The organism is Pseudomonas sp. NFPP28, assembly GCF_900115535.1.
Lineage (GTDB): Bacteria > Pseudomonadota > Gammaproteobacteria > Pseudomonadales > Pseudomonadaceae > Aquipseudomonas > Aquipseudomonas extremorientalis.
This window is the reverse complement of the sequence record NZ_FOWT01000002.1, coordinates 64,218-82,535: the sequence shown is the minus strand read 5'-3', so window position 1 is coordinate 82,535 and position 18,318 is coordinate 64,218. Positions and strand designations below refer to the sequence as shown.

Genomic DNA, 18,318 nt, shown 5'->3' with positions numbered 1-18,318 from the left:
GCCCCCTCCCACTTGCAGCTGCCTATTCAGGCAATCGCATCCCAAGCCCGATCACCGTTCTCGTCTTTGATCCGAGTCGGCAAGCCCATCACATCCAGCGCCTTCAGGAACGGCTCGGCCGGCAGTTCCTCGACGTTGGCCATGTGCTTCACATCCCACTCGCCACGGGCCACCAGCAGCGCTGCGGCCACCGGTGGTACGCCGGCGGTGTAGGAGATGCCCTGGCTGTCGGTCTCGGCAAAGGCTTCTTCATGACACGCCACGTTGTAGATGAACATCTCGTGGGGCTGGCCATTCTTGGTGCCCTTGACCAGGTCACCGATGCAGGTCTTGCCGGTGTAGCCCGGTGCCAGCGAAGACGGGTCGGGCAGCACGGCCTTGACCACTTTCAGCGGCACGACTTCCAGGCCTTCGGCGGTGGTGACCGGTTTTTCGGAAAGCAGGCCGAGGTTTTTCAGCACGGTGAACACGTTGATGTAGTGTTCGCCGAAGCTCATCCAGAAACGCACGTTGGGCACGTCGAGGTTTTTCGACAGCGAGTGCACTTCATCGTGGCCGGTCAGGTAGAGGTTCTGCGAACCGACGACCGGCAGGTCATCGGTGCGTTTGACTTCGAACATGGTGTTGCTGGTCCACTGGCTGTTCTGCCAGCTCCACACCTGTCCGGTGAACTCGCGGAAGTTGATTTCCGGGTCGAAATTGGTGGCGAAGTATTTGCCATGGGAGCCGGCATTGACGTCGAGAATGTCGATCGAATCAATGCGGTCGAAATGCTGTTGCTGCGCCAGCGCGGCGTACGCGTTGACGACACCCGGGTCGAAGCCCACGCCAAGGATGGCGGTGATGTTCTTCTGTTTGCACTCTTCCAGGTGGTTCCACTCGTAGTTGCCGTACCACGGCGGGGTCTCGCAGACCTTGCCCGGCTCTTCGTGGATGGCGGTGTCGAGGTATGCAACGCCGGTGTCGATGCAGGCCCGCAAAACCGACATGTTGAGGAACGCGGAACCGACGTTGATGACGATCTGCGAGTCGGTCTCGCGGATCAGGGCCTTGGTCGCTTCCACGTCCAGGGCGTTCAGCGCGAAGGCTTGGATATCGGCGGGCACCTTGAGGCTACCCTTGGCCTTGACGCTGTCGATGATGGCCTGGCATTTGGAGATGTTGCGCGACGCGATAGCAATACGACCGAGTTCGTCGTTGTGCTGCGCGCACTTGTGGGCCACCACCTTGGCGACACCTCCTGCACCAATGATAAGAACGTTCTTTTTCAATTGCTTTATCTCTCCTTTATCCGCCAGCTTACGAAAGGCTGGACAGGTAGTCGTCGTAACCAAATTCACGAACCACCTCGACTGTACCGTCGAGTTGTTTCACTACGATGGACGGCATTTTCAGGCCGTTGAACCAGTTTTTCTTGACCATGGTGTAGCCTGCGGTGTCGATGAACGACAGCCGATCGCCGATGGCCAACGGACGATCAAATTGATACTCGCCGAAGATGTCCCCGGCCAGGCAGGATTTGCCGCACACCATGACGGTGTGTTCACCGTCGCTCGGCGCCAGCTTGGCGTTGAGGCGGTAGATCAGCAGGTCCAGCAGGTGGGCTTCGATGGAGCTGTCGACCACGGCGAGGTTCTTGCCGTTGTAGAGGGTGTCGAGCACGGTCACTTCCAACGAGGCGCTGTTGGTGATTGCCGCTTCGCCGGGTTCCAGGTACACCTGCACGCCGTACTTCTCGGAGAACGCCTTCAGGCGGGCGCAGAACGCGTCCACGGCATAGTCTTCACCGGTGAAGTGGATGCCGCCGCCGAGGCTGACCCACTCGACCTTGTGCAGCAGCGCGCCGAAGCGTTCTTCGATGACGCCGAGCATCTTGTCGAACAGGCTGAAGTCGCCGTTCTCGCAGTTGTTGTGGAACATGAAGCCAGAGATCTGCTCGATCACACCTTCGATCTTCACCGGGTCCCATTCGCCCAGGCGGCTGAACGGACGCGCCGGGTCGGCCAGCAGGTAGTCGGAGCTGCTCACCTGCGGGTTGACGCGCAGGCCGCGGGTCTTGCCTTCGCTGCGCTCGGCAAAGCGCTGCAGCTGGCTGATGGAGTTGAAGATGATTTTGTCGCAGTTATCCAGCATCTCTTCGATTTCGTCGTCGGCCCAGGCCACGCTGTAGGCGTGCGCCTCGCCTTCGAACTTCTGGCGGCCGAGCTTTAGCTCATACAACGACGACGAGGTGGTGCCGTCCATGTATTGCTGCATCAGGTCGAACACCGACCAGGTGGCAAAGCACTTGAGCGCCAGCAGAGCCTTGGCGCCGGACTGTTCGCGCACGTAAGCAATCTTCTGCATGTTGACCAGAAGCTTCTGTTTATCGATGAGGTAGTACGGCGTTTTGATCATTTTTGAGAGCCTGCGGCGGTGCCTGCCAAAAAAGGACACGCATTGTGCCCGCACTTGGATCGAATCGAAAGGTTAGTGGGCGGATTTTGCTGCGTCCGGTTTGTGACCCTATGGATGGGCACCGGTCCAATGTGGGAGGGGGCTTGCCCCCGATAGCAGTGTGTCAGCCACCCAATCCAGTACTGACCCACTGCCATCGGGGGCAAGCCCCCTCCCACAGTTTGGCCCCTGTATATCGGGTCCACCGACATCAAACTGTCATCACCCTACTGCCGAATTGCCACATTCCGCCGTTACTGTCCTCGCCAATGAGATCGATCTCAAGCGAGTGACAATGACTGACCTGAAAGACGTCGCGCGGCTGGCCGGAGTATCCCGCGCCACCGCCGCCCGCACTTTTGCCTCCCCCGACCAGGTGCGCCCGACCACCCGTGAGCAGGTGTTCGCCGCCGCCCGTGAGTTGGGGTTCCGGCCCAATCTGCTGGGCCGCCAATTGCGCCTGCAAACCACCCGGTTGATCGGCGTGGTGGTGCCCAACCTGCTCAACCCGGTGTTCGCCGAACAGTTCCAGGCCATGGAGCGCGCGGCACGTGCACGCGGCTACAGCCTGCTGTTGGCGACTACCGACTACAACAGCGAGCGCGAAAGCATTGTGGTGGAAGAGTTGTTGCGCCAGCGCGTGGACGGCCTGGTGCTGACGGTCACGGATGCTGAAAGCAACGTCGTGCTCAGCAGCCTGAATACAGAGAAAACCCCGTTTGTGCTGGCCTACCACCAACCCAGCAACCCCAGCTACAGCGCTGTGTCGGTGGACAACCGCGCGGGCATGGCCTTGGCCACGCGTTATTTGCTGCAAGCGGGGCACCGCCGCATCAGCATGGTCGCCGGTCCCGCCTTGCAGTCGGACCGTGCGCGCCTGCGGTACGCCGGGTATTGCGAGGCGATGCGCGAATGCGGCTTGCCAGCGCGTGCGGTCATCGAAATGCCGGCACACACCCAGGCGGAATTCGCCGCCATCGCGCCATTCCTCCAAGGCGAGGATGCACCCACCGCACTGGTGTGCTCCAACGACTTCCTGGCCATCAGCCTGATCGCCGAACTGCGCCGCAACGCCTGGAACGTGCCCGGGCAACTGTCGGTGATGGGCTTCGATGGCATCAGCCTCGGCACCCAGATGCACCCGACCCTGTGCAGCGTGGTGCAGCCGATTGCGCTGCTGGCCAGCACCGTGATTGACCAACTGCTGGCGCAGATCGCCGGCCATGCCCCGACGTCCCATTGCCTGCCTTGCCATATCCGGCCGGGCGAAAGCACTCAACCCCACGAGGAAACCCCTGATGCGCGCATTCCGTAAAACCCTGGCAGCCGTGCTGCTGTGCGGTGTGGCCAGCCTGGCCCAGGCCGCCGAAACCGCGATCTGCTACAACTGCCCGCCGGACTGGGCCGACTGGGCCACCCAGCTCAAGGCCATCGCCGCCAGCACCGGCGTGCAAGTGCCCTTGGACAACAAGAACTCCGGCCAATCCCTGGCGCAGTTGGTGGCAGAGAAAGCCGCACCGGTGGCCGACGTCGTTTACTACGGCGTGACCTTCGGCCTGCAGGCGCAAAAAGCCGAGGTGGTCGGCACCTACAAACCCAAGGCCTGGGACCAGATTCCTGCCGGGCTGAAAGACCCGGCCGGCCATTGGTTTGCGATCCACTCCGGCACCTTGGGCATCATGGTCAACGTCGATGCGCTCGGTGGTCTGCCGGTGCCGCAAAGCTGGGCCGACCTGCTCAAGCCTGAATACAAAGGCATGGTCGGTTACCTCGACCCGTCCAGTGCCTTCGTCGGCTACGTGTCGGCGGTGGCGATCAACCGCGCCATGGGCGGCGACCTGGACAATTTCGCGCCGGCCATCGACTACTTCCAGAAACTGGCGAAAAACGCGCCCATCGTGCCCAAGCAGACCGCCTATGCGCGGGTGCTGTCCGGCGAGTTGCCGATCCTGGTGGACTACGACTTCAACGCCTATCGCGCGCGCTACAAAGACAAGGCCAACGTCGCCTTCGTGATTCCCCAGGAAGGCAGCATCAGCGTGCCCTACGTGATGAGCCTGGTGGCCAACGCGCCGCACCGCGCCAACGCAGAAAAGGTCCTCGACTTCGTGCTGTCGGACGAAGGCCAGGCGCTCTGGGCCAAAGCCTACCTGCGCCCGGTACGGCCGATGAAGATGCCGGCGGAGGTGGCCGCACAGTTCCTGCCCGACAGCGACTACGCCCGTGCCGGTGTGGTGGACTACGAAAAAATGGCCGCTGTGCAGGAAGCCTTCGCCGCCCGTTACCTGAACGAGGTCAAGTAAGTGGCCGCATCGGCAAGACACGCAGCCTGGGCGCTGGCCCCGGCCTTTGCGGTGCTGCTCGCGTTCTGGCTGCTGCCGCTGGCGCACCTGATGGTGCTCGGCGCCGAGAGCCGCGACAGCCATGGCAGCGGCTACTGGCAGGTGCTCAGCAGTGCGCAGTACCTGGGCAGCCTTGGGCAAACCCTGCTGCTGGCGGTGGTGGTGACACTGGTGGCGCTGCTGATCGGCGGCATCAGCGGGGTGTTCCTCGCCCGGCAGCAGTTTTTCGGGCGTTCGGCGCTGGTGGCATTGCTCACGTTTCCCCTGGCGTTTCCCGGTGTGGTGGTGGGCTTCCTGGTGATTCTGCTGGCTGGCCGTCAAGGCCTGCTCGCCTCACTGGGCCTGAAATTGGCCGGTGAGCGCTGGATCTTCGCCTACTCGCTGGCGGGGCTGTTCGTGGGCTACCTGTATTTCTCGATCCCACGGGTGATCCTCACGGTAATGGCGGCATGCGAGAGCCTCGACCGCAGCCTGGAAGAAGCCGCCCATTCCCTGGGCGCCGGGCATTGGCGAGTAGTGTGCGATGTGATCGTGCCAGGCCTGGCGCCGGCGCTGGCCTCCTGCGGGGCGATCTGTTTCGCCACCTCCATGGGCGCCTTCGGCACCGCCTTTACCTTGGGCACGCGTCTGAACGTCACCCCGGTGGCCATCTACAACGTGTTCACCAACTACGCCAACTTCGCCGTGGCGGCCGCACTGTCGGTGGTGCTTGGCGCGGTGACCTGGGCCGTGCTGCTGCTCACGCGACGGCTGGTGAAAAATTCGGGGACTGTGCTGTGAAGCGCTCATCACTGTTTGTGTTGCAACTGCTGTTCACCCTGATGGTGTGCGCCTTCATGCTGGTGCCGGTGCTGATGTCGCTGCTGGCCGGGCTGACCCGCAATTTCTTCGTCGGTCTGTCCAGTGGCTTGACCTTCGATTGGCTGATGCAGGTGTGGCAGGCATATTCGCCCACCGTGTGGTTGTCGCTGCAACTGGCGCTGGCCTGCGCGGTGTGCGTCTGCGTGATTGGCGTGCCGGCGGCCTACGCCTTGGTGCGCATGAACAACCGCTTCAGCCGCGCCTTTGAAGAATTGATGGTGCTGCCGGTGGCCATGCCGGGGTTGGCCAGTGCGTTGGCCTTGCTGTTGACCTACGGCCAATTCGGCAGTTTTCGCAGCAGTTGGCTGTTCATCCTGGTCGGCCATGTGCTGTTCACCCTGCCGTTCCTGGTACGCCCGGTGATGGCGGTGATGCAGCGCCAGCAACTGCCGGTGCTGGAAGAAGCGGCGGCCAGCCTGGGGGCCGGTCCGATCAAGCGCTTTTTCAGCGTGGTGGTGCCCAACTGCCGGGCCGGGATCCTGGCCGGTGTGCTGATGGTCGTCACCTTGTCCCTGGGTGAATTCAACCTGACCTGGATGCTCCACACGCCGATGACCAAGACCTTGCCCGTGGGCCTGGCCGACAGCTACGCCTCGGCGCGCCTGGAAATCGCCAGCGCCTACACCCTTATCTTTTTGCTGATGATCGTGCCGCTGTTGATTGCGCTGCAGGCCATCAGTGCCCGTTTGTCCCGTGGAGAGCGTCGATGACCGCTATCACTATCCGCCTGCAAGGCTGTCGCAAGGCGTTCGCCGACGGCACTGTGGCCGTGCATGACTTGAACCTGACCGTCGAAGGCGGCGAAACCCTGGCCATTCTCGGTCCGTCCGGCTGTGGCAAAACCACCACCTTGCGCCTGATCGCCGGCCTCGAACGCCCGGATGTGGGCCAGGTGTGGTTCGGCGACCAGGACGTGACGCGCCTGCCCATCGAACGCCGCGATGTGGGCATGGTGTTCCAGAATTACGCGCTGTTTCCCAACCTGGATGTGGCCGGGAATATCGTTTATGGCTTGAAGATTCGCGGTATGTCGGTGGTGGAGCGTAACCAGCGCTGCGACGAGTTGCTGGAACTGGTGGGCTTGCAGCACCACGGCAAACGCAGCATCCATGAGCTCTCCGGCGGCCAGCGCCAGCGCGTGGCCTTGGCGCGTGCGTTGGCGCCGCGCCCGAAAGTGTTGCTGCTGGACGAACCGCTGGCCGCCCTGGATGCGCAACTGCGCGAACGCCTGCGCAGCGAGCTGAATGAGTTGCTGCGCGGTCTGGGCATCACCTCGGTGTTCGTCACCCACGACCAGGGCGAAGCCATGGCCCTGGGCGACCGCATCCTGGTGATGGAGCATGGACGTGTCGCGCAATTGGCCAGTCCGCGTGACATCTACCAGAAACCGGCCAATGCCTTCGTCGCGGGCTTTGTCGGCAACCTCAATGCCTTTGCCGTGCTCGAGCCATCGGCCCATGGTTTGAAAGTCTGTGGCGGCGAGTTGCCGTGGCATGACGTCAACCTGCCCAGCACCGTCTATTGCCGCCCCGAACACCTGAGGGTGATGGAGAGCGAAGGGCACTTGCACGGCCACCTGCTGGCGCAGTTCTTCCAAGGCGCGCAAAGCCGCCTGCTGGTGGATGTGGGCGGCCCGCAACCGCTGCTGGTCGACAGCAGCGACAACCAGCTGTACGCCGTCGGCGCACCGATTGCCCTGGCGATCGCGCCGCACATGTTGTTCACCCTGAATGCTTGAGACTCTATCGTGAATCGTCCGTTTCTCGTCGCGCAGATCAGCGACCTGCACCTTAAAGCCGGCCAGCGTCTCACTTACGGGGTTGTCGATACGTTAGGCGCCCTGCGCCGCGCCGTCGACCACTTGAACGCCAGCCACCCACGGCCCGATATCGTGATCATCAGCGGTGACCTGGTGGACTTCGGCCGCGCCGATGAATACGCCGTGCTGCACCCCGAACTCGCGCGCCTGCACATGCCGTGCTACCTGGTGCCGGGCAATCACGACAGCCGTGGGCCGTTACTGGAAGCATTTCGTGATCACGCGTATCTGCCGTTGTCGGCCGAGGGCCCGCTGGACTGGGTGGTCGACGACCATCCACTGCGCCTGATCGGCCTTGACTCGACCATTCCTGGCGGCCACGGCGGCCAGTTGCTCGATAACCAATTGCACTGGCTGGACGAGCAACTGGGGTTGCGCCCGGATGCACCGACGCTGCTGATCCTGCATCACCCGCCGTTCATCACTGGCATCGGCCACATGGACCGCGAACCCTTCATCAATGCCGGCGCCCTGGAGCAAGTCGTTGCCCGCCATCCGCAAGTGGAGCGCTTGCTGTGCGGCCATCTGCACCGGCCGATGCAGCGGCGTTTCGGTGGCAGCCTGAGTTGTGTGTGCCCCGGCACCTCCCACCAGATCGTGCTGGATTTGCAAGAAGCGGCGCCCGCGCATTTCAACCTGGAGCCGGCGGGCTATCTGTTGCATCGCTGGGACGTGCAGCAGGGTTTGATCAGCCACAACGGCGTGTTCGGGGAGTACCCGGGGCCGTATCCGTTCTATGACGCCCATGGATTAATTGACTGAGGTTGTGATGAAAGCCACTTTGCATGTGTTAAGCGTATTGACCGGCGGCCTGGGCATTGCCCTGAGCCCCCTGGCCTCGGCTGATTTTCTGAGTGACAGCAAAGCCAACTTGAGCCTGCGCAACTTCTACTTCAACAACGACAACCGTGACGGCGCCGCCGCACCGTCGAAGACCGAAGAGTGGGGCCAGGCATTTATCCTCAACTACCAGTCGGGCTTTACCGACGGCACTGTCGGCTTCGGCCTGGATGCCGTGGGCATGCTCGGCGTCACCCTCGACAGTGGCGCCGGTCGTCATGTGGGCAGTTCGATGATCCCCACCGATGACGGCAAGGCCGCCGACACCTGGGCCCGTGGCGGCGCGACGGCGAAGGCGCGTTTCGCCAAGAGCGAACTGCGCTACGGCTACCTGCGCCCGAACCTGCCGATCCTGGTGAGCAACGACGGGCGCCTGTTGCCGCAGTCGTTCGAAGGTGGGCAGATCACCAGCAAGGACATCGACAACCTGACCCTGATCGGCGGCCAACTGCAGCACGCCACCGGCCGTGGTTCCAGCGACCGCAGCGGCCTGGCGGCGGCCGGTGGCACCCAGGAAAGCAATAAATTCAACTACGCCGGTGCCGATTACCAGGTGACCAAGGACCTGCTGGTCCAGTACTACTACGCCAACCTTGAAGACTATTACCAACAGCACTTCGCCGGTTTGATCCATGTATTGCCGCTGGGCGACTACGGCTCATTGAAAACCGACCTGCGCTACTTCAAGACCAGCTCCGACGGCAAGAACAGCAGCGTCGCCGGCCGTGCCGAAGGCTACAAGCTCGGCGGCTATACCAAAAACGGCACGGGTGAAATCGACAACAACACCTGGAGCGCAGCGTTCATCTACTCCCTGGGCCCGCACGCGGTTACCGCCGGTTACCAGCAAGTCTCGGATGACAGCAACTTCGCTCAACTCAACCAGGGCGGCCTGGTCAACAAAGGGGAGGGCGGTTCCAGCCTGTACCTCTACACCGACCGTACCGTGCAGACCTTCATCCAGGCCGGCGAACGCACGGCCTTTGCCCAATACGCCTATGACTTCGCCTCGCTTGGCGTGCCGGGCCTGAAGGCGTCGGTGATGTACTTGAAGGGCGAGCACATTCTCACTGCCAGCGGCAACGATGCCAGCGAGTGGGAGCGCGATATCTCACTGGATTACGTGGTGCAGAGCGGCACGTTCAAGAACGTCGGGTTCGGCTGGCGCAACGGTGTGTCGCGCAGTGAAGTGGCGCGGGACCAGGATCAGAATCGGGTGTTCGTGAGTTATTCGATTCCGTTGATGTAAGCGGTTTGAGGAAAGCACCAACCTGTGGTGAGGGGCAAGCCCGCTCACCACGTCAAGCCCCTGGCCACCAGTCGATAAAACGCAGGGGTTCGCCATCGGTCGTGCCAGGCAGCAGTTCAGCGTGCTCATGTGAGTGTTTTTGTGATTCAAGTGTGGGTAATGGATAGGTACGGGCCGACCACAAACGTACAAGATACGCCCCGACCCTCCTCAGTAGACTCGCTCGACTTCTTCTACTGCAGGGTTTCCATGGACATCTTCCTCTACGCCTTCAGCGTCATGTACAGCCCCGGTCCCGTGAATTTCATGGGCCTCAACGCCGGGCTCACCGGTCAGTTCCGCCGCTCCACTGGATTCTTCATTGGCGTGGGCTGCGCGATGCTGCTGCTGTTCGTACTGTTCGGCTACACCGGCGAGGCGATCATCTCCCAGGCCGCGTTGCCGTATATCTCGTTGGTCGGCGGTGTGTACACGCTGTACCTGGCCTATCAAGTGTTCACCGCACGCACGGTGGTGGATGAAAGCGCCTCATCGGCACCCGTCAGAACCCTTACGTTCTGGAATGGCCTGGTGATCCAGTTGCTCAACCCCAAGGGCATCATGGCCGTGTTGCCGATCACCAGTGTGATGCTGCCGGCGGCGCATATCACCGGGGCGTCCATTGCCGTGGTCTCGGCGGTCCTGGCCTTCGGGGCGTTCGGCGCGCCGTGGGTCTATGCGCTGCTGGGGGCGGTGCTGGGGCGGCGGATCAACGGGACGTCGGCGTTCACCGTGTTCAACCGGTGCATGGGGCTGGCGCTGGCGGTGTGTGCGTATTTCATGTTTCACGCGTTTTATGCGCATCTGGTCGCAACATGAATGGATCTTGTCACCTCGACTCACGCATAGATCGAGTTTCTACAGGTACTTGAGCCAGACCAGGTCGCGGCGCCGGGCCTTGAGCCCGGCGAACCAATGTACCGGCGCGTACAGCGCCAGCGGCAGCAGCAACGCCACCAGCCAAATGGCGCCCATGCCGTCGAAGCCGAAGTAGTTGCCGTGATTCAGGCCAAACAGTGCCACACACGTGACGTAGAGGATTTTCAGCACGTACAGGTGCAGCAGATAGAAGAACATAGGCGCTGCACCGAAGGTGGCGAGCATGCTGATCCAGCGCTTGCTTCCCGCCTTCTCGAACGCCAGCAACAGCAGTAGCCCAATCCCCAGCGTCAGCGCCAGAAACAGCAGCGAAGGCGGGTACTTGGTGATGTTGAAAAAGCTCATCAGGGTTTGCACGCCGTTGTCATAGGCTTGCCATGGTTTTTCGCCATACCCATTGACCGCTCGCACTACCACGAACCCTATCAATGCACTTGCACCGCCCAGCCACAGATAACGCTGGCGCTGCGCCGGCTGCATGTCTTTGGCAAACCAGGGGCCGAGGCTGTAGCCCAGGGCGATCACGCCGATCCACGGTAGCACCGGATAAGTGACGCGCAGGCGCAGCGACTCGCCCACTTCGATCCAACTGCGCTCATGCAGGATTGTCCACGGAATATGCAGTGCCGAACCGGCCTCGAAGTGCAGCCCATCCAGCAGGTTATGCCCGCCAATGATCAGCAGCGCCAACACGACCAGCAGCGGGCGCGGCAACCACACCAGTGCCGCCAGGGCGAGCATGCTCACGCCGATAGCCCAGATCACCTGCAGGTAGATCACGCTGGGCGGCAACTGGAAGGTCCAGGCAAAGTTGACCAGGGTGAACTCCAGCACCACCAGGAACAGCCCACGCTTGAACAGGAACGCCGACACATCGCGACGGCCCTGGTACTTCTGGCCGTAGAGCCAGGCCGACAGCCCGGTGAGCAACACAAACACCGGCGCGCACAGGTGGGCGAGGGTGCGGCTGGCAAACAGTGCGGGCTCGGTGCTGTCGATGGCCATCGGGTCGCTGACCTGGCGGTGCAGCAGGAAGGTTTCGCGCACATGGTCGAGGAGCATGAACAGGATCACCAGGCCGCGCAGGGCGTCGATGGAAAGCAAGCGTTGGCGCAGGGGAACAGCGTCGGTCATGGGCGTGATCACAGGGCAAGGTGGCAAGGGAGCGTTATCCTATAACATTGGATTCTGATACCGTCAGCTAAATCATTTTTCCAGGTACTCACCATGACGACGCCGCAGGATGTCATCGACTTCTGGCAACACGCCGGCCCCAAGCGCTGGTTTGCCAAGGACGCTGCTTTCGACGCCAGCTTCCGCGACACTTTCCACAGCGCGCATCTGCAAGCCGCCCGGCGTGAGCTGGAAAGCTGGCTGGACTCGGCGCACGGTGCCCTGGCGTTGCTGATCCTGCTCGACCAGTACCCGCGCAATGCCTACCGTGGCACCGCCCATATGTTCGCCACCGACCCGTTGGCGCGGCTGTATGCGCGGCGCATGGTGGACGCCGGGCTGGACCGGCAGGTCGAACCGGCATTGCGTGCGTTCTGCTACCTGCCGTTCGAGCATTCGGAAGACCCGGCCGATCAACAGCGCTCCCTGGACCTGAACCGGCAACTGGATGCCAACACCTACCATTGGGCCAAGGAGCACGCGCGCATCATCGAGCAATTCGGGCGTTTTCCCCATCGAAACGAGGTGTTGGCGCGTGAGACCACGGATGAGGAACGTGCCTTTCTGGACGAGGGCGGATTTGCCGGTTAACCCGGTATTCCACCCAGGAATGCCCCCATAAAAACAGCGCATTGTCTTTCTTGTGGCGCATCTCGTAGCGTGGTGTTCCCCCTCAAGGAGAATCGTTATGCGCCTGTATGTGGATCATCTGTACACCAGCCCCTACGCCATGTCGGTGTTCGTGACCCTGCGCGAAAAAGGCCTGGCGTTCGACACGGTTACCCTGGACCTGGATGCCGCGCAGCAGCACGCGGCCGACTTTGCCCAACTGTCCCTGACCCAACGCGTACCGACCTTGCTGGAGGGCGACTTTGCCTTGTCGGAGTCGTCGGCGATCACCGAGTACCTGGAGCAAGCCTACCCTGAAGTGCCGGTGTATCCGGCCGATCCAAAACAGCGGGCGAGGGCGCGGCAGGTCCAGGCATGGCTGCGCAGCGATTTGCTGCCGATCCGTCAGGAGCGCTCGACGATGGTGGTGTTCTATGGGCAGAAGATGCCCGCACTGTCGCCTGTGGCTCAAGCGGCGGCAACGAAGTTGATCAGTGCGGCCCAGACGCTGTTGGCGGGTAATCCGCCGTACTTGTTCGGTGAGTGGTGCATCGCTGATGTGGACCTGGCGGTGATGCTCAATCGCTTGATCCTCAACGGTGACAGCGTGCCTGCCGAGTTGGTGGCATACGCCCGACGCCAGTGGCAGCGGCCTTCCGTGCAGGCGTGGGTGCAGCAACAACGCCCGGCGCAGTAACCACCATTCATCTTCCGTCTGCGGTGAGGCGCTTGACAGGCATCACCCGGCGGAAGAATACTCTGGTCATATTCATATATATGACTAAATAACAAAGTGAATGTGACCCCATGAATACGCTGTCCAGTGATGCCCGCCTGCCGCTTTACCAACGCTTGCGCGACCAGCTGATCGAGCAGATCGCCAACAATCGCTGGCGCCCCGGCGAAGCGATTCCCACCGAAGCGGTGTTGTCCGCCGAGTACGCGCTGTCGACCGGTACCGTGCGCAAGGCCGTGGATGCTCTGGTCAGCGAGGGCATTCTGGAGCGTCAGCAGGGCCGTGGCACCTTTGTGCGCCGTCCGCAATTCCAGTCGTCGCTGTTTCGCTTTTTCCGTTTTCAAGGCCCGTCGGGCGAGCGTCAGGTGCCGCAAAGCCGCATCCTCACGGTCGAGTCCGTGGCCGCGCCGTCGGCGGTCAGCGAGGCGCTGGGCCTGGCCCCCGAAGCCCAAGTGATCCGCATCGTCCGGACCCGTCTGTTTAACGTGCAGCCGCTGCTCGCCGAAGAAATCTGGCTGCCGCGCGCACGCTTCCAGGCGCTGCTCGACATCGACCTGGCCGCGCAAGGCCCGTTGCTGTATCCGGTGTATGAGAGTGTCTGCGGGCAGGTGGTGGCCTCGGCCGAGGAAACCCTCACGGCCGAATCGGTCAACGCGGTGTATGCGCGCTTGCTGCAAGTACCGGTCAACAGCCCGGTGGTGGTGATCGAGCGCCTGGCCCGCGACTACGCCGGCCAGCCCCTGGAGTGGCGACGCTCCCGTGGGCATGCCAAACACTTCCGCTACCGCGTGGACATTCGCTGACCGCACATCCGCACCGTTAACTGTTTGCCCAACACTGGCCCGGCTGTGGCGCGGTTCGCGCCCGGCTGCCTCGCGTTTGACCTATAAGGATAAAAATCATGTTCAGTTGGTATCGCCAAGTCACTCCTCGGGAGCGCAAAACGTTCTGGGCCTGCTTCGGCGGCTGGTCCCTGGATGCATTGGAAGTGCAGATGTTCGGCCTGGCGATCCCGGCACTCATCGCGGCCTTCGCCTTGAGCAAGGGCGATGCGGGGCTGATCAGCGGCGTCACGCTGGTGACCTCGGCCATCGGCGGTTGGGTCGGCGGTACCTTGTCCGACCGCTACGGCCGGGTGCGCACGTTGCAGTGGATGATCCTGTGGTTCTCGTTCTTCACGTTTTTGTCGGCGTTCGTCACTGGCTTCCACCAACTGCTGATCGTCAAGGCGCTGCAAGGCTTCGGCATCGGTGGTGAATGGGCGGCGGGCGCGGTGTTGATGGCCGAGACCATCAACCCGAAATATCGCGGCAACGTGATGGGCACCGTGCAGAGCGCCTGGGCCGTGGGCTGGGGCGTGGCGGTCGGGGTGTTTGCGCTGATCTATTCGTTTGTGCCCCAGGACATGGCCTGGCGGGTGATGTTCGTGGTGGGCCTGCTGCCGTCGTTCCTGATTATCTGGGTGCGGCGTAACGTTGAAGAACCCGACAGCTTTCAGCGCCTGCAAAAGGAACAGGCGATTCCCCAGAGTTTCTTCAAGTCGCTGGCGGGCATCTTTCGCCCTGAGCTGATCCGCGTCACGCTGTTCGGCGGCCTGCTGGGCCTGGGTGCCCACGGTGGTTACCATGCGGTGATGACCTGGCTGCCGACCTTTCTCAAGACCGAGCGCAACCTGTCGGTACTCAACTCGGGCGGCTACCTGGCGGTGATCATCTTTGCCTTCTGGTGTGGCTGCATCGCCAGTGGTTGGCTGATCGACCGCATTGGTCGCCGCAAGAACATCGTGCTGTTTGCGCTGTGCTGCGTGATCACCGTGCAGGCCTATGTGTTCCTGCCGCTGAGCAATACGCAGATGCTGTTCCTTGGCTTCCCGCTGGGCTTTTTCGCCGCCGGTATCCCGGCCAGCCTGGGGGCGTTGTTCAACGAGTTGTACCCGGCGGATGTGCGCGGCGCCGGCGTGGGCTTTTGCTACAACTTCGGGCGCGTGCTGTCGGCGGTGTTTCCCTTCCTGGTGGGGCATATGAGCGACTCGATGTCCCTCGGCTCGGCCATCGGCATCGATGCCGGGATCGCCTACGGCGTCGCGGTGATCGCCGCGCTGTGCCTGCCGGAAACCCGTGGCCGTGTGCTGGAAGCGGCACCCGCCGAGCGCGTCGTGACCGGCCAGCGCGCCCAGGCCTGATCCTTTTTACTTTTGAAAGACGACCCCATGCTTGATAACCGTTCCATCACCGGCATCGACGCCCACGCCCATGTATTCAGCCAGGCGCTGACCCTGGCCGGTGAGCGTCGCTACACCCCAGGCTACGACGCCACGCTGGCGGACTACCTCGGCCACTTGCACGCCAATGGCCTGAGCCACGGTGTGCTGGTACAGCCCAGTTTCCTGGGCACCGACAACGGCTATCTGTTGGCCGCTTTGCAGCAAGCCCCGGATCAGTTGCGCGGCGTGGTGGTGCTGAAGCGGGATATCCCGCACGACGCTTTACAGGCGATGGCCCGCGCAGGCGTGGTTGGCGTGCGCTTGAACCTGGTGGGCCGGGCGCTGCCGGACTTTGCCGAGCCCGGCTGGAAGGTTTTTTTCGAGCACCTTGTCGCCCTGGGCTGGCATGTGGAATTGCACCGCGAGGTAGCCGACCTGTCGCAATTGGTGCGCCAGTTGCTGCCGTTCGGGATCAAGCTGGTGGTCGACCATTTTGGCCGGCCGGATGCACGACTCGGCGTCGCCCAGCGCGATTTTGCCGAGTTGCTGGACTTGGGCCTCAGCGGTCAGTTGTGGTTGAAAGTCTCGGGGATCTATCGCCTGGGCGGCAGCCCGGCGCAGAACCTTGAGTTAGCCCGCCAGGCCATGCCGGTGCTGCAGCAGAGTTTTGGTCTGCACCGCTTGGTGTGGGGCAGTGACTGGCCGCACACCCAGCATGAAACGTCAGTCGACTACCCCACGGTGATCGAGCAACGCCAGGCCCTCGGCTGGTCGGCGCCGGTCGCGCAGGCCTTGCTGATCGATACGCCTCGCGCGTTATTCGGCTTCGACCACCCGTAGCCAATCCTCTTTCACACGGCGGTCCAGCTCCTCCCAGTCGGCCATGCCCAGTACCCGCGTGGTGTTCAGGCCGCGCAGGTAGCCGCGCAGTTGCTGGGCACTGGCGCTGATCCGATCCGCGTCCGCCGCCTCGTCCTGCAGCACGTGTTCATAGTCGACCAGGTAATCGGCGACCCGTTCGCGGAACTCCGGTAGTACGGCTTCGCGGATGCGGTCGAAGGTTTTCTGGTAGGGCTTCATGGCGTTGTCCTTATAGGTTTTATGTCAGCACTATCGGTTCAGATAATAGTCACCATCAAGCATCGCAAGTTCTGTTTTTGCAGGAAAAGCGGAAAATCGCCCCATCGAGACGCTGTTCAAGGAAATGCGCGATGAGGACGTTTATTCAGGTGGCTTTGATGGCTCTGATGCTTGGCACGGTGGTCATCAACAACGCGGCAATCGCCGATGATCTGCATACCAGCCATTTGCTACCTATCATCGGTAGCGTAGACTCCCTGCAGCACGCACAGTCAGTGGGTGTGTTGTTGAGCGACAACACCCGCGACAACCTCAGCTACCTCGAACGCTACCACGATATGGCCTTGAATGGCGCCAAGGATGCCCTCGACGGACGTATCCGCCAGGCGTTCGTCAACAGTTCCGACCCGGAACTGGCCATCGATTGGTTGATGAGCTCGCTGCAAGGCACCTTTTTGTCGGTAACGGTCTACGACAACCTGGACGCCCTGGTGCAGGCGCACCCCGATGTGGTGGTGATGCTCGATACCCATAACCAACTGCTGACCCAGTGTAACGATGTGGTGGAGGCGCGCTTTATCGCGCGGTTCTACGACGCGAACCTGCAGTACATCGCCAAGGCCGAAGGCTCGGTGCACAAGCAGGTGCCATCGGTGTGGGTACATGACAAGGCCGCGCCGGAGATTGCCGCGCAGATCGAGCAGCAGCGTGATGTGCAACTCGATGCCTTGAAGCAGTTCGATGCGTCGCTCAAAGCGTTGGTCCGTGCTGGTTGATGTGAACCTTCATTTTTATAGTCAGGAATTTTTCATGCGCGCTTTTTTCGCCCCGGCCTTGGCCATTGCTTCCCTGTTGTTGGCTGGTTGTGTAACCGCCCCCAACGCCCCGAGCCTGACCCTGCAAACCGGCAAGAGCCCGCAAGCCTATGTGCAGTGCGTGCTGCCCAAGCTGGAAAAACACGGGATCACCTCGACCGTCACCCAGAACTCGCGTCACGCCAAAGTGGTGCTGACCAGCAAGATTGCCGCCGATGACGTGCTGGAAGCCTACAAGTCCCAGGAGGGCGGCAAGGTGTTCCTGTATGAGCGCAAGCCGCTGGCGTCGACGATCACGCCGTCGCGGCTTGAGCTGGCGGCAAAGGACTGCCAGTAATCCCAGGCCATACATAAAACCACATGTGGGAGGGGGCTTGCCCCCGATAGCGGTGGATCAGTCAATACATCTGTGACTGCCATACTGCTATCGGGGGCAAGCCCCCTCCCACAATTGGATTTGCGTAGGGCTTAAGGTTTGGCTTCGTTGCTGAAGCTGTTCACTGTCTTGACCAACCCCTGCGCGGCCAGCGCCACCAATTCCCCACCTTTTTCCACCGTCGCCAGCGCCGGGTCCGAGCCCATGCGCCCATCCGGGAAGCGCGCGCGGAAGTCCAGGGCTTCGCGGATCGGCCCGGTGTTGGCGATTTGCGGCGAGTAGTCGGCGGTCTTGATCGCGTCCGGGTAGGCCCATTGGGTCACCGCAATCTCCGACGGCGTGGCATGGCTGCCATGGCCCACCGGGAACTGGCGCTGGGCCAGGTCGGTCACGCCTTCCAGGTCCCACCAGTTCACCAGCTTCAACGCAAACCCGGCGGGGCGGCGGGCGAAGCTTGCTTCGGCGTACAGCTCGGAAAACGCCGCTTCAATCGTGGCGATATTGCCGCCATGGCCGTTCAGAAACAGAATCTTCTCGAAACCATGCCCGGCCAGCGAACGCACCCAGTCGCCAATCGCGGCGATAAAGGTGGACGGGCGCAGGGAAATGGTGCCGGGAAACCCCAGGTGATGCTGGGCCATGCCGATATTGAAGGTCGGGCCGACCAGGATGTCGGCGCTCTTTTGCGCCTCATGGGCGATGATTTCCGGGCACATCCAGTCGGTGCCGAGCAGGCCGGTGGGGCCGTGCTGTTCGTTGGAGCCGATGGGAATCACCACCGTGCGGCTGCGTTCCAGAAACTGCCCGATCTCGATCCAGGTGGACTTATGTAGAAGCATGCGGCGCTCTCTTATCTATGGG

Annotated in this window: 20 protein-coding genes; 15 read left to right on the top strand and 5 right to left on the bottom strand. The window is 62.2% G+C overall.

Going from position 1 to position 18,318, the window contains the following annotated elements:
• Nucleotides 1-26 precede the first annotated feature (26 nt).
• Nucleotides 27-1,271: a saccharopine dehydrogenase family protein gene (locus BM110_RS05730; protein ID WP_093123631.1), complete on the bottom strand. Its 1,245-nt coding sequence runs from the start codon at nucleotides 1,269-1,271 to the stop codon at nucleotides 27-29.
• A gap of 28 nt (nucleotides 1,272-1,299) precedes the next feature.
• Nucleotides 1,300-2,397, bottom strand: coding sequence for a carboxynorspermidine decarboxylase (locus tag BM110_RS05725; protein ID WP_093512706.1), 1,098 nt, complete (start codon nucleotides 2,395-2,397; stop codon nucleotides 1,300-1,302).
• Nucleotides 2,398-2,731: 334 nt separating this feature from the next.
• Between BM110_RS05725 and BM110_RS05720 the strand changes: the two genes are divergently transcribed.
• The 8 genes from BM110_RS05720 (at nucleotide 2,732) to BM110_RS05685 (ending at nucleotide 10,405) form a co-directional block, all read left to right on the top strand.
• On the top strand, nucleotides 2,732-3,751 hold the full coding sequence (locus BM110_RS05720) for a LacI family DNA-binding transcriptional regulator (protein WP_093512704.1): 1,020 nt from the start codon (nucleotides 2,732-2,734) through the stop codon (nucleotides 3,749-3,751).
• Complete coding sequence (locus BM110_RS05715) at nucleotides 3,735-4,739, top strand: ABC transporter substrate-binding protein (RefSeq protein WP_071491753.1); 1,005 nt, start codon at nucleotides 3,735-3,737, stop codon at nucleotides 4,737-4,739. Before BM110_RS05720 ends, BM110_RS05715 begins: the two co-directional genes overlap by 17 nt.
• Nucleotides 4,740-5,558 (top strand): ABC transporter permease, encoded by an 819-nt coding sequence (locus BM110_RS05710; RefSeq protein WP_093512702.1) that lies wholly within the window; start codon nucleotides 4,740-4,742, stop codon nucleotides 5,556-5,558.
• A complete protein-coding gene (locus BM110_RS05705; RefSeq protein ID WP_093512700.1) occupies nucleotides 5,555-6,349 on the top strand; it encodes an ABC transporter permease in 795 nt (264 codons plus the stop codon). Before BM110_RS05710 ends, BM110_RS05705 begins: the two co-directional genes overlap by 4 nt.
• A complete protein-coding gene (locus tag BM110_RS05700; RefSeq protein WP_093512698.1) occupies nucleotides 6,346-7,377 on the top strand; it encodes an ABC transporter ATP-binding protein in 1,032 nt (343 codons plus the stop codon). The genes BM110_RS05705 and BM110_RS05700 overlap by 4 nt, the downstream gene beginning before the upstream one ends.
• 9 nt (nucleotides 7,378-7,386) lie before the next feature.
• Nucleotides 7,387-8,220: a phosphodiesterase gene (locus BM110_RS05695; RefSeq protein WP_093512696.1), complete on the top strand. Its 834-nt coding sequence runs from the start codon at nucleotides 7,387-7,389 to the stop codon at nucleotides 8,218-8,220.
• Between the two features lie 7 nt (nucleotides 8,221-8,227).
• Complete coding sequence (locus tag BM110_RS05690) at nucleotides 8,228-9,547, top strand: OprD family porin (protein WP_093512695.1); 1,320 nt, start codon at nucleotides 8,228-8,230, stop codon at nucleotides 9,545-9,547.
• A 249-nt stretch (nucleotides 9,548-9,796) separates the two neighbouring features.
• On the top strand, nucleotides 9,797-10,405 hold the full coding sequence (locus tag BM110_RS05685; protein ID WP_093512693.1) for a LysE family translocator: 609 nt from the start codon (nucleotides 9,797-9,799) through the stop codon (nucleotides 10,403-10,405).
• 39 nt (nucleotides 10,406-10,444) lie between these two features.
• Here the strand turns inward: BM110_RS05685 and BM110_RS05680 are convergent, their stop codons facing one another.
• Nucleotides 10,445-11,599 carry an acetyltransferase domain-containing protein gene (locus BM110_RS05680; protein ID WP_093512691.1) on the bottom strand — a complete coding sequence of 385 codons (1,155 nt, stop codon included), beginning with the start codon at nucleotides 11,597-11,599 and terminating at the stop codon, nucleotides 10,445-10,447.
• A 93-nt stretch (nucleotides 11,600-11,692) separates the two neighbouring features.
• Between BM110_RS05680 and BM110_RS05675 the strand changes: the two genes are divergently transcribed.
• The 5 genes from BM110_RS05675 (at nucleotide 11,693) to BM110_RS05655 (ending at nucleotide 16,026) form a co-directional block, all read left to right on the top strand.
• The gene (locus BM110_RS05675; RefSeq protein WP_092245287.1) at nucleotides 11,693-12,229 is read left to right on the top strand and encodes a DUF924 family protein; all 537 of its coding nucleotides are present in this window, start codon (nucleotides 11,693-11,695) and stop codon (nucleotides 12,227-12,229) included.
• A gap of 97 nt (nucleotides 12,230-12,326) precedes the next feature.
• Nucleotides 12,327-12,944 carry a glutathione transferase gene (yfcF, locus tag BM110_RS05670; RefSeq protein WP_092245290.1) on the top strand — a complete coding sequence of 206 codons (618 nt, stop codon included), beginning with the start codon at nucleotides 12,327-12,329 and terminating at the stop codon, nucleotides 12,942-12,944.
• A 110-nt stretch (nucleotides 12,945-13,054) separates the two neighbouring features.
• Nucleotides 13,055-13,786: a GntR family transcriptional regulator gene (locus BM110_RS05665; RefSeq protein ID WP_093512688.1), complete on the top strand. Its 732-nt coding sequence runs from the start codon at nucleotides 13,055-13,057 to the stop codon at nucleotides 13,784-13,786.
• A gap of 98 nt (nucleotides 13,787-13,884) precedes the next feature.
• Entirely contained in the window at nucleotides 13,885-15,165 is a 1,281-nt protein-coding gene (locus BM110_RS05660) for an MFS transporter (protein WP_093512686.1), read from the top strand.
• A 27-nt stretch (nucleotides 15,166-15,192) separates the two neighbouring features.
• Nucleotides 15,193-16,026, top strand: coding sequence for an amidohydrolase family protein (locus BM110_RS05655; RefSeq protein ID WP_093512684.1), 834 nt, complete (start codon nucleotides 15,193-15,195; stop codon nucleotides 16,024-16,026).
• Here BM110_RS05655 and BM110_RS05650 read toward each other — a convergent pair.
• On the bottom strand, nucleotides 16,003-16,266 hold the full coding sequence (locus BM110_RS05650) for a hypothetical protein (RefSeq protein ID WP_071491739.1): 264 nt from the start codon (nucleotides 16,264-16,266) through the stop codon (nucleotides 16,003-16,005). The two genes, BM110_RS05655 and BM110_RS05650, sit on opposite strands and share 24 nt — an antisense overlap.
• 131 nt (nucleotides 16,267-16,397) lie before the next feature.
• Here BM110_RS05650 and BM110_RS05645 point away from each other — a divergent pair, with 131 nt between their 5' ends.
• Together BM110_RS05645 and BM110_RS05640 are read left to right on the top strand one after the other, a co-directional pair.
• A complete protein-coding gene (locus tag BM110_RS05645) occupies nucleotides 16,398-17,042 on the top strand; it encodes an ATPase (RefSeq protein ID WP_093512682.1) in 645 nt (214 codons plus the stop codon).
• 34 nt (nucleotides 17,043-17,076) lie between these two features.
• On the top strand, nucleotides 17,077-17,418 hold the full coding sequence (locus BM110_RS05640; RefSeq protein ID WP_092245304.1) for a hypothetical protein: 342 nt from the start codon (nucleotides 17,077-17,079) through the stop codon (nucleotides 17,416-17,418).
• Nucleotides 17,419-17,549: 131 nt separating this feature from the next.
• Here the strand turns inward: BM110_RS05640 and BM110_RS05635 are convergent, their stop codons facing one another.
• The gene (locus BM110_RS05635; protein ID WP_092245308.1) at nucleotides 17,550-18,296 is read right to left on the bottom strand and encodes a creatininase family protein; all 747 of its coding nucleotides are present in this window, start codon (nucleotides 18,294-18,296) and stop codon (nucleotides 17,550-17,552) included.
• Nucleotides 18,297-18,318: the final 22 nt, after the last annotated feature.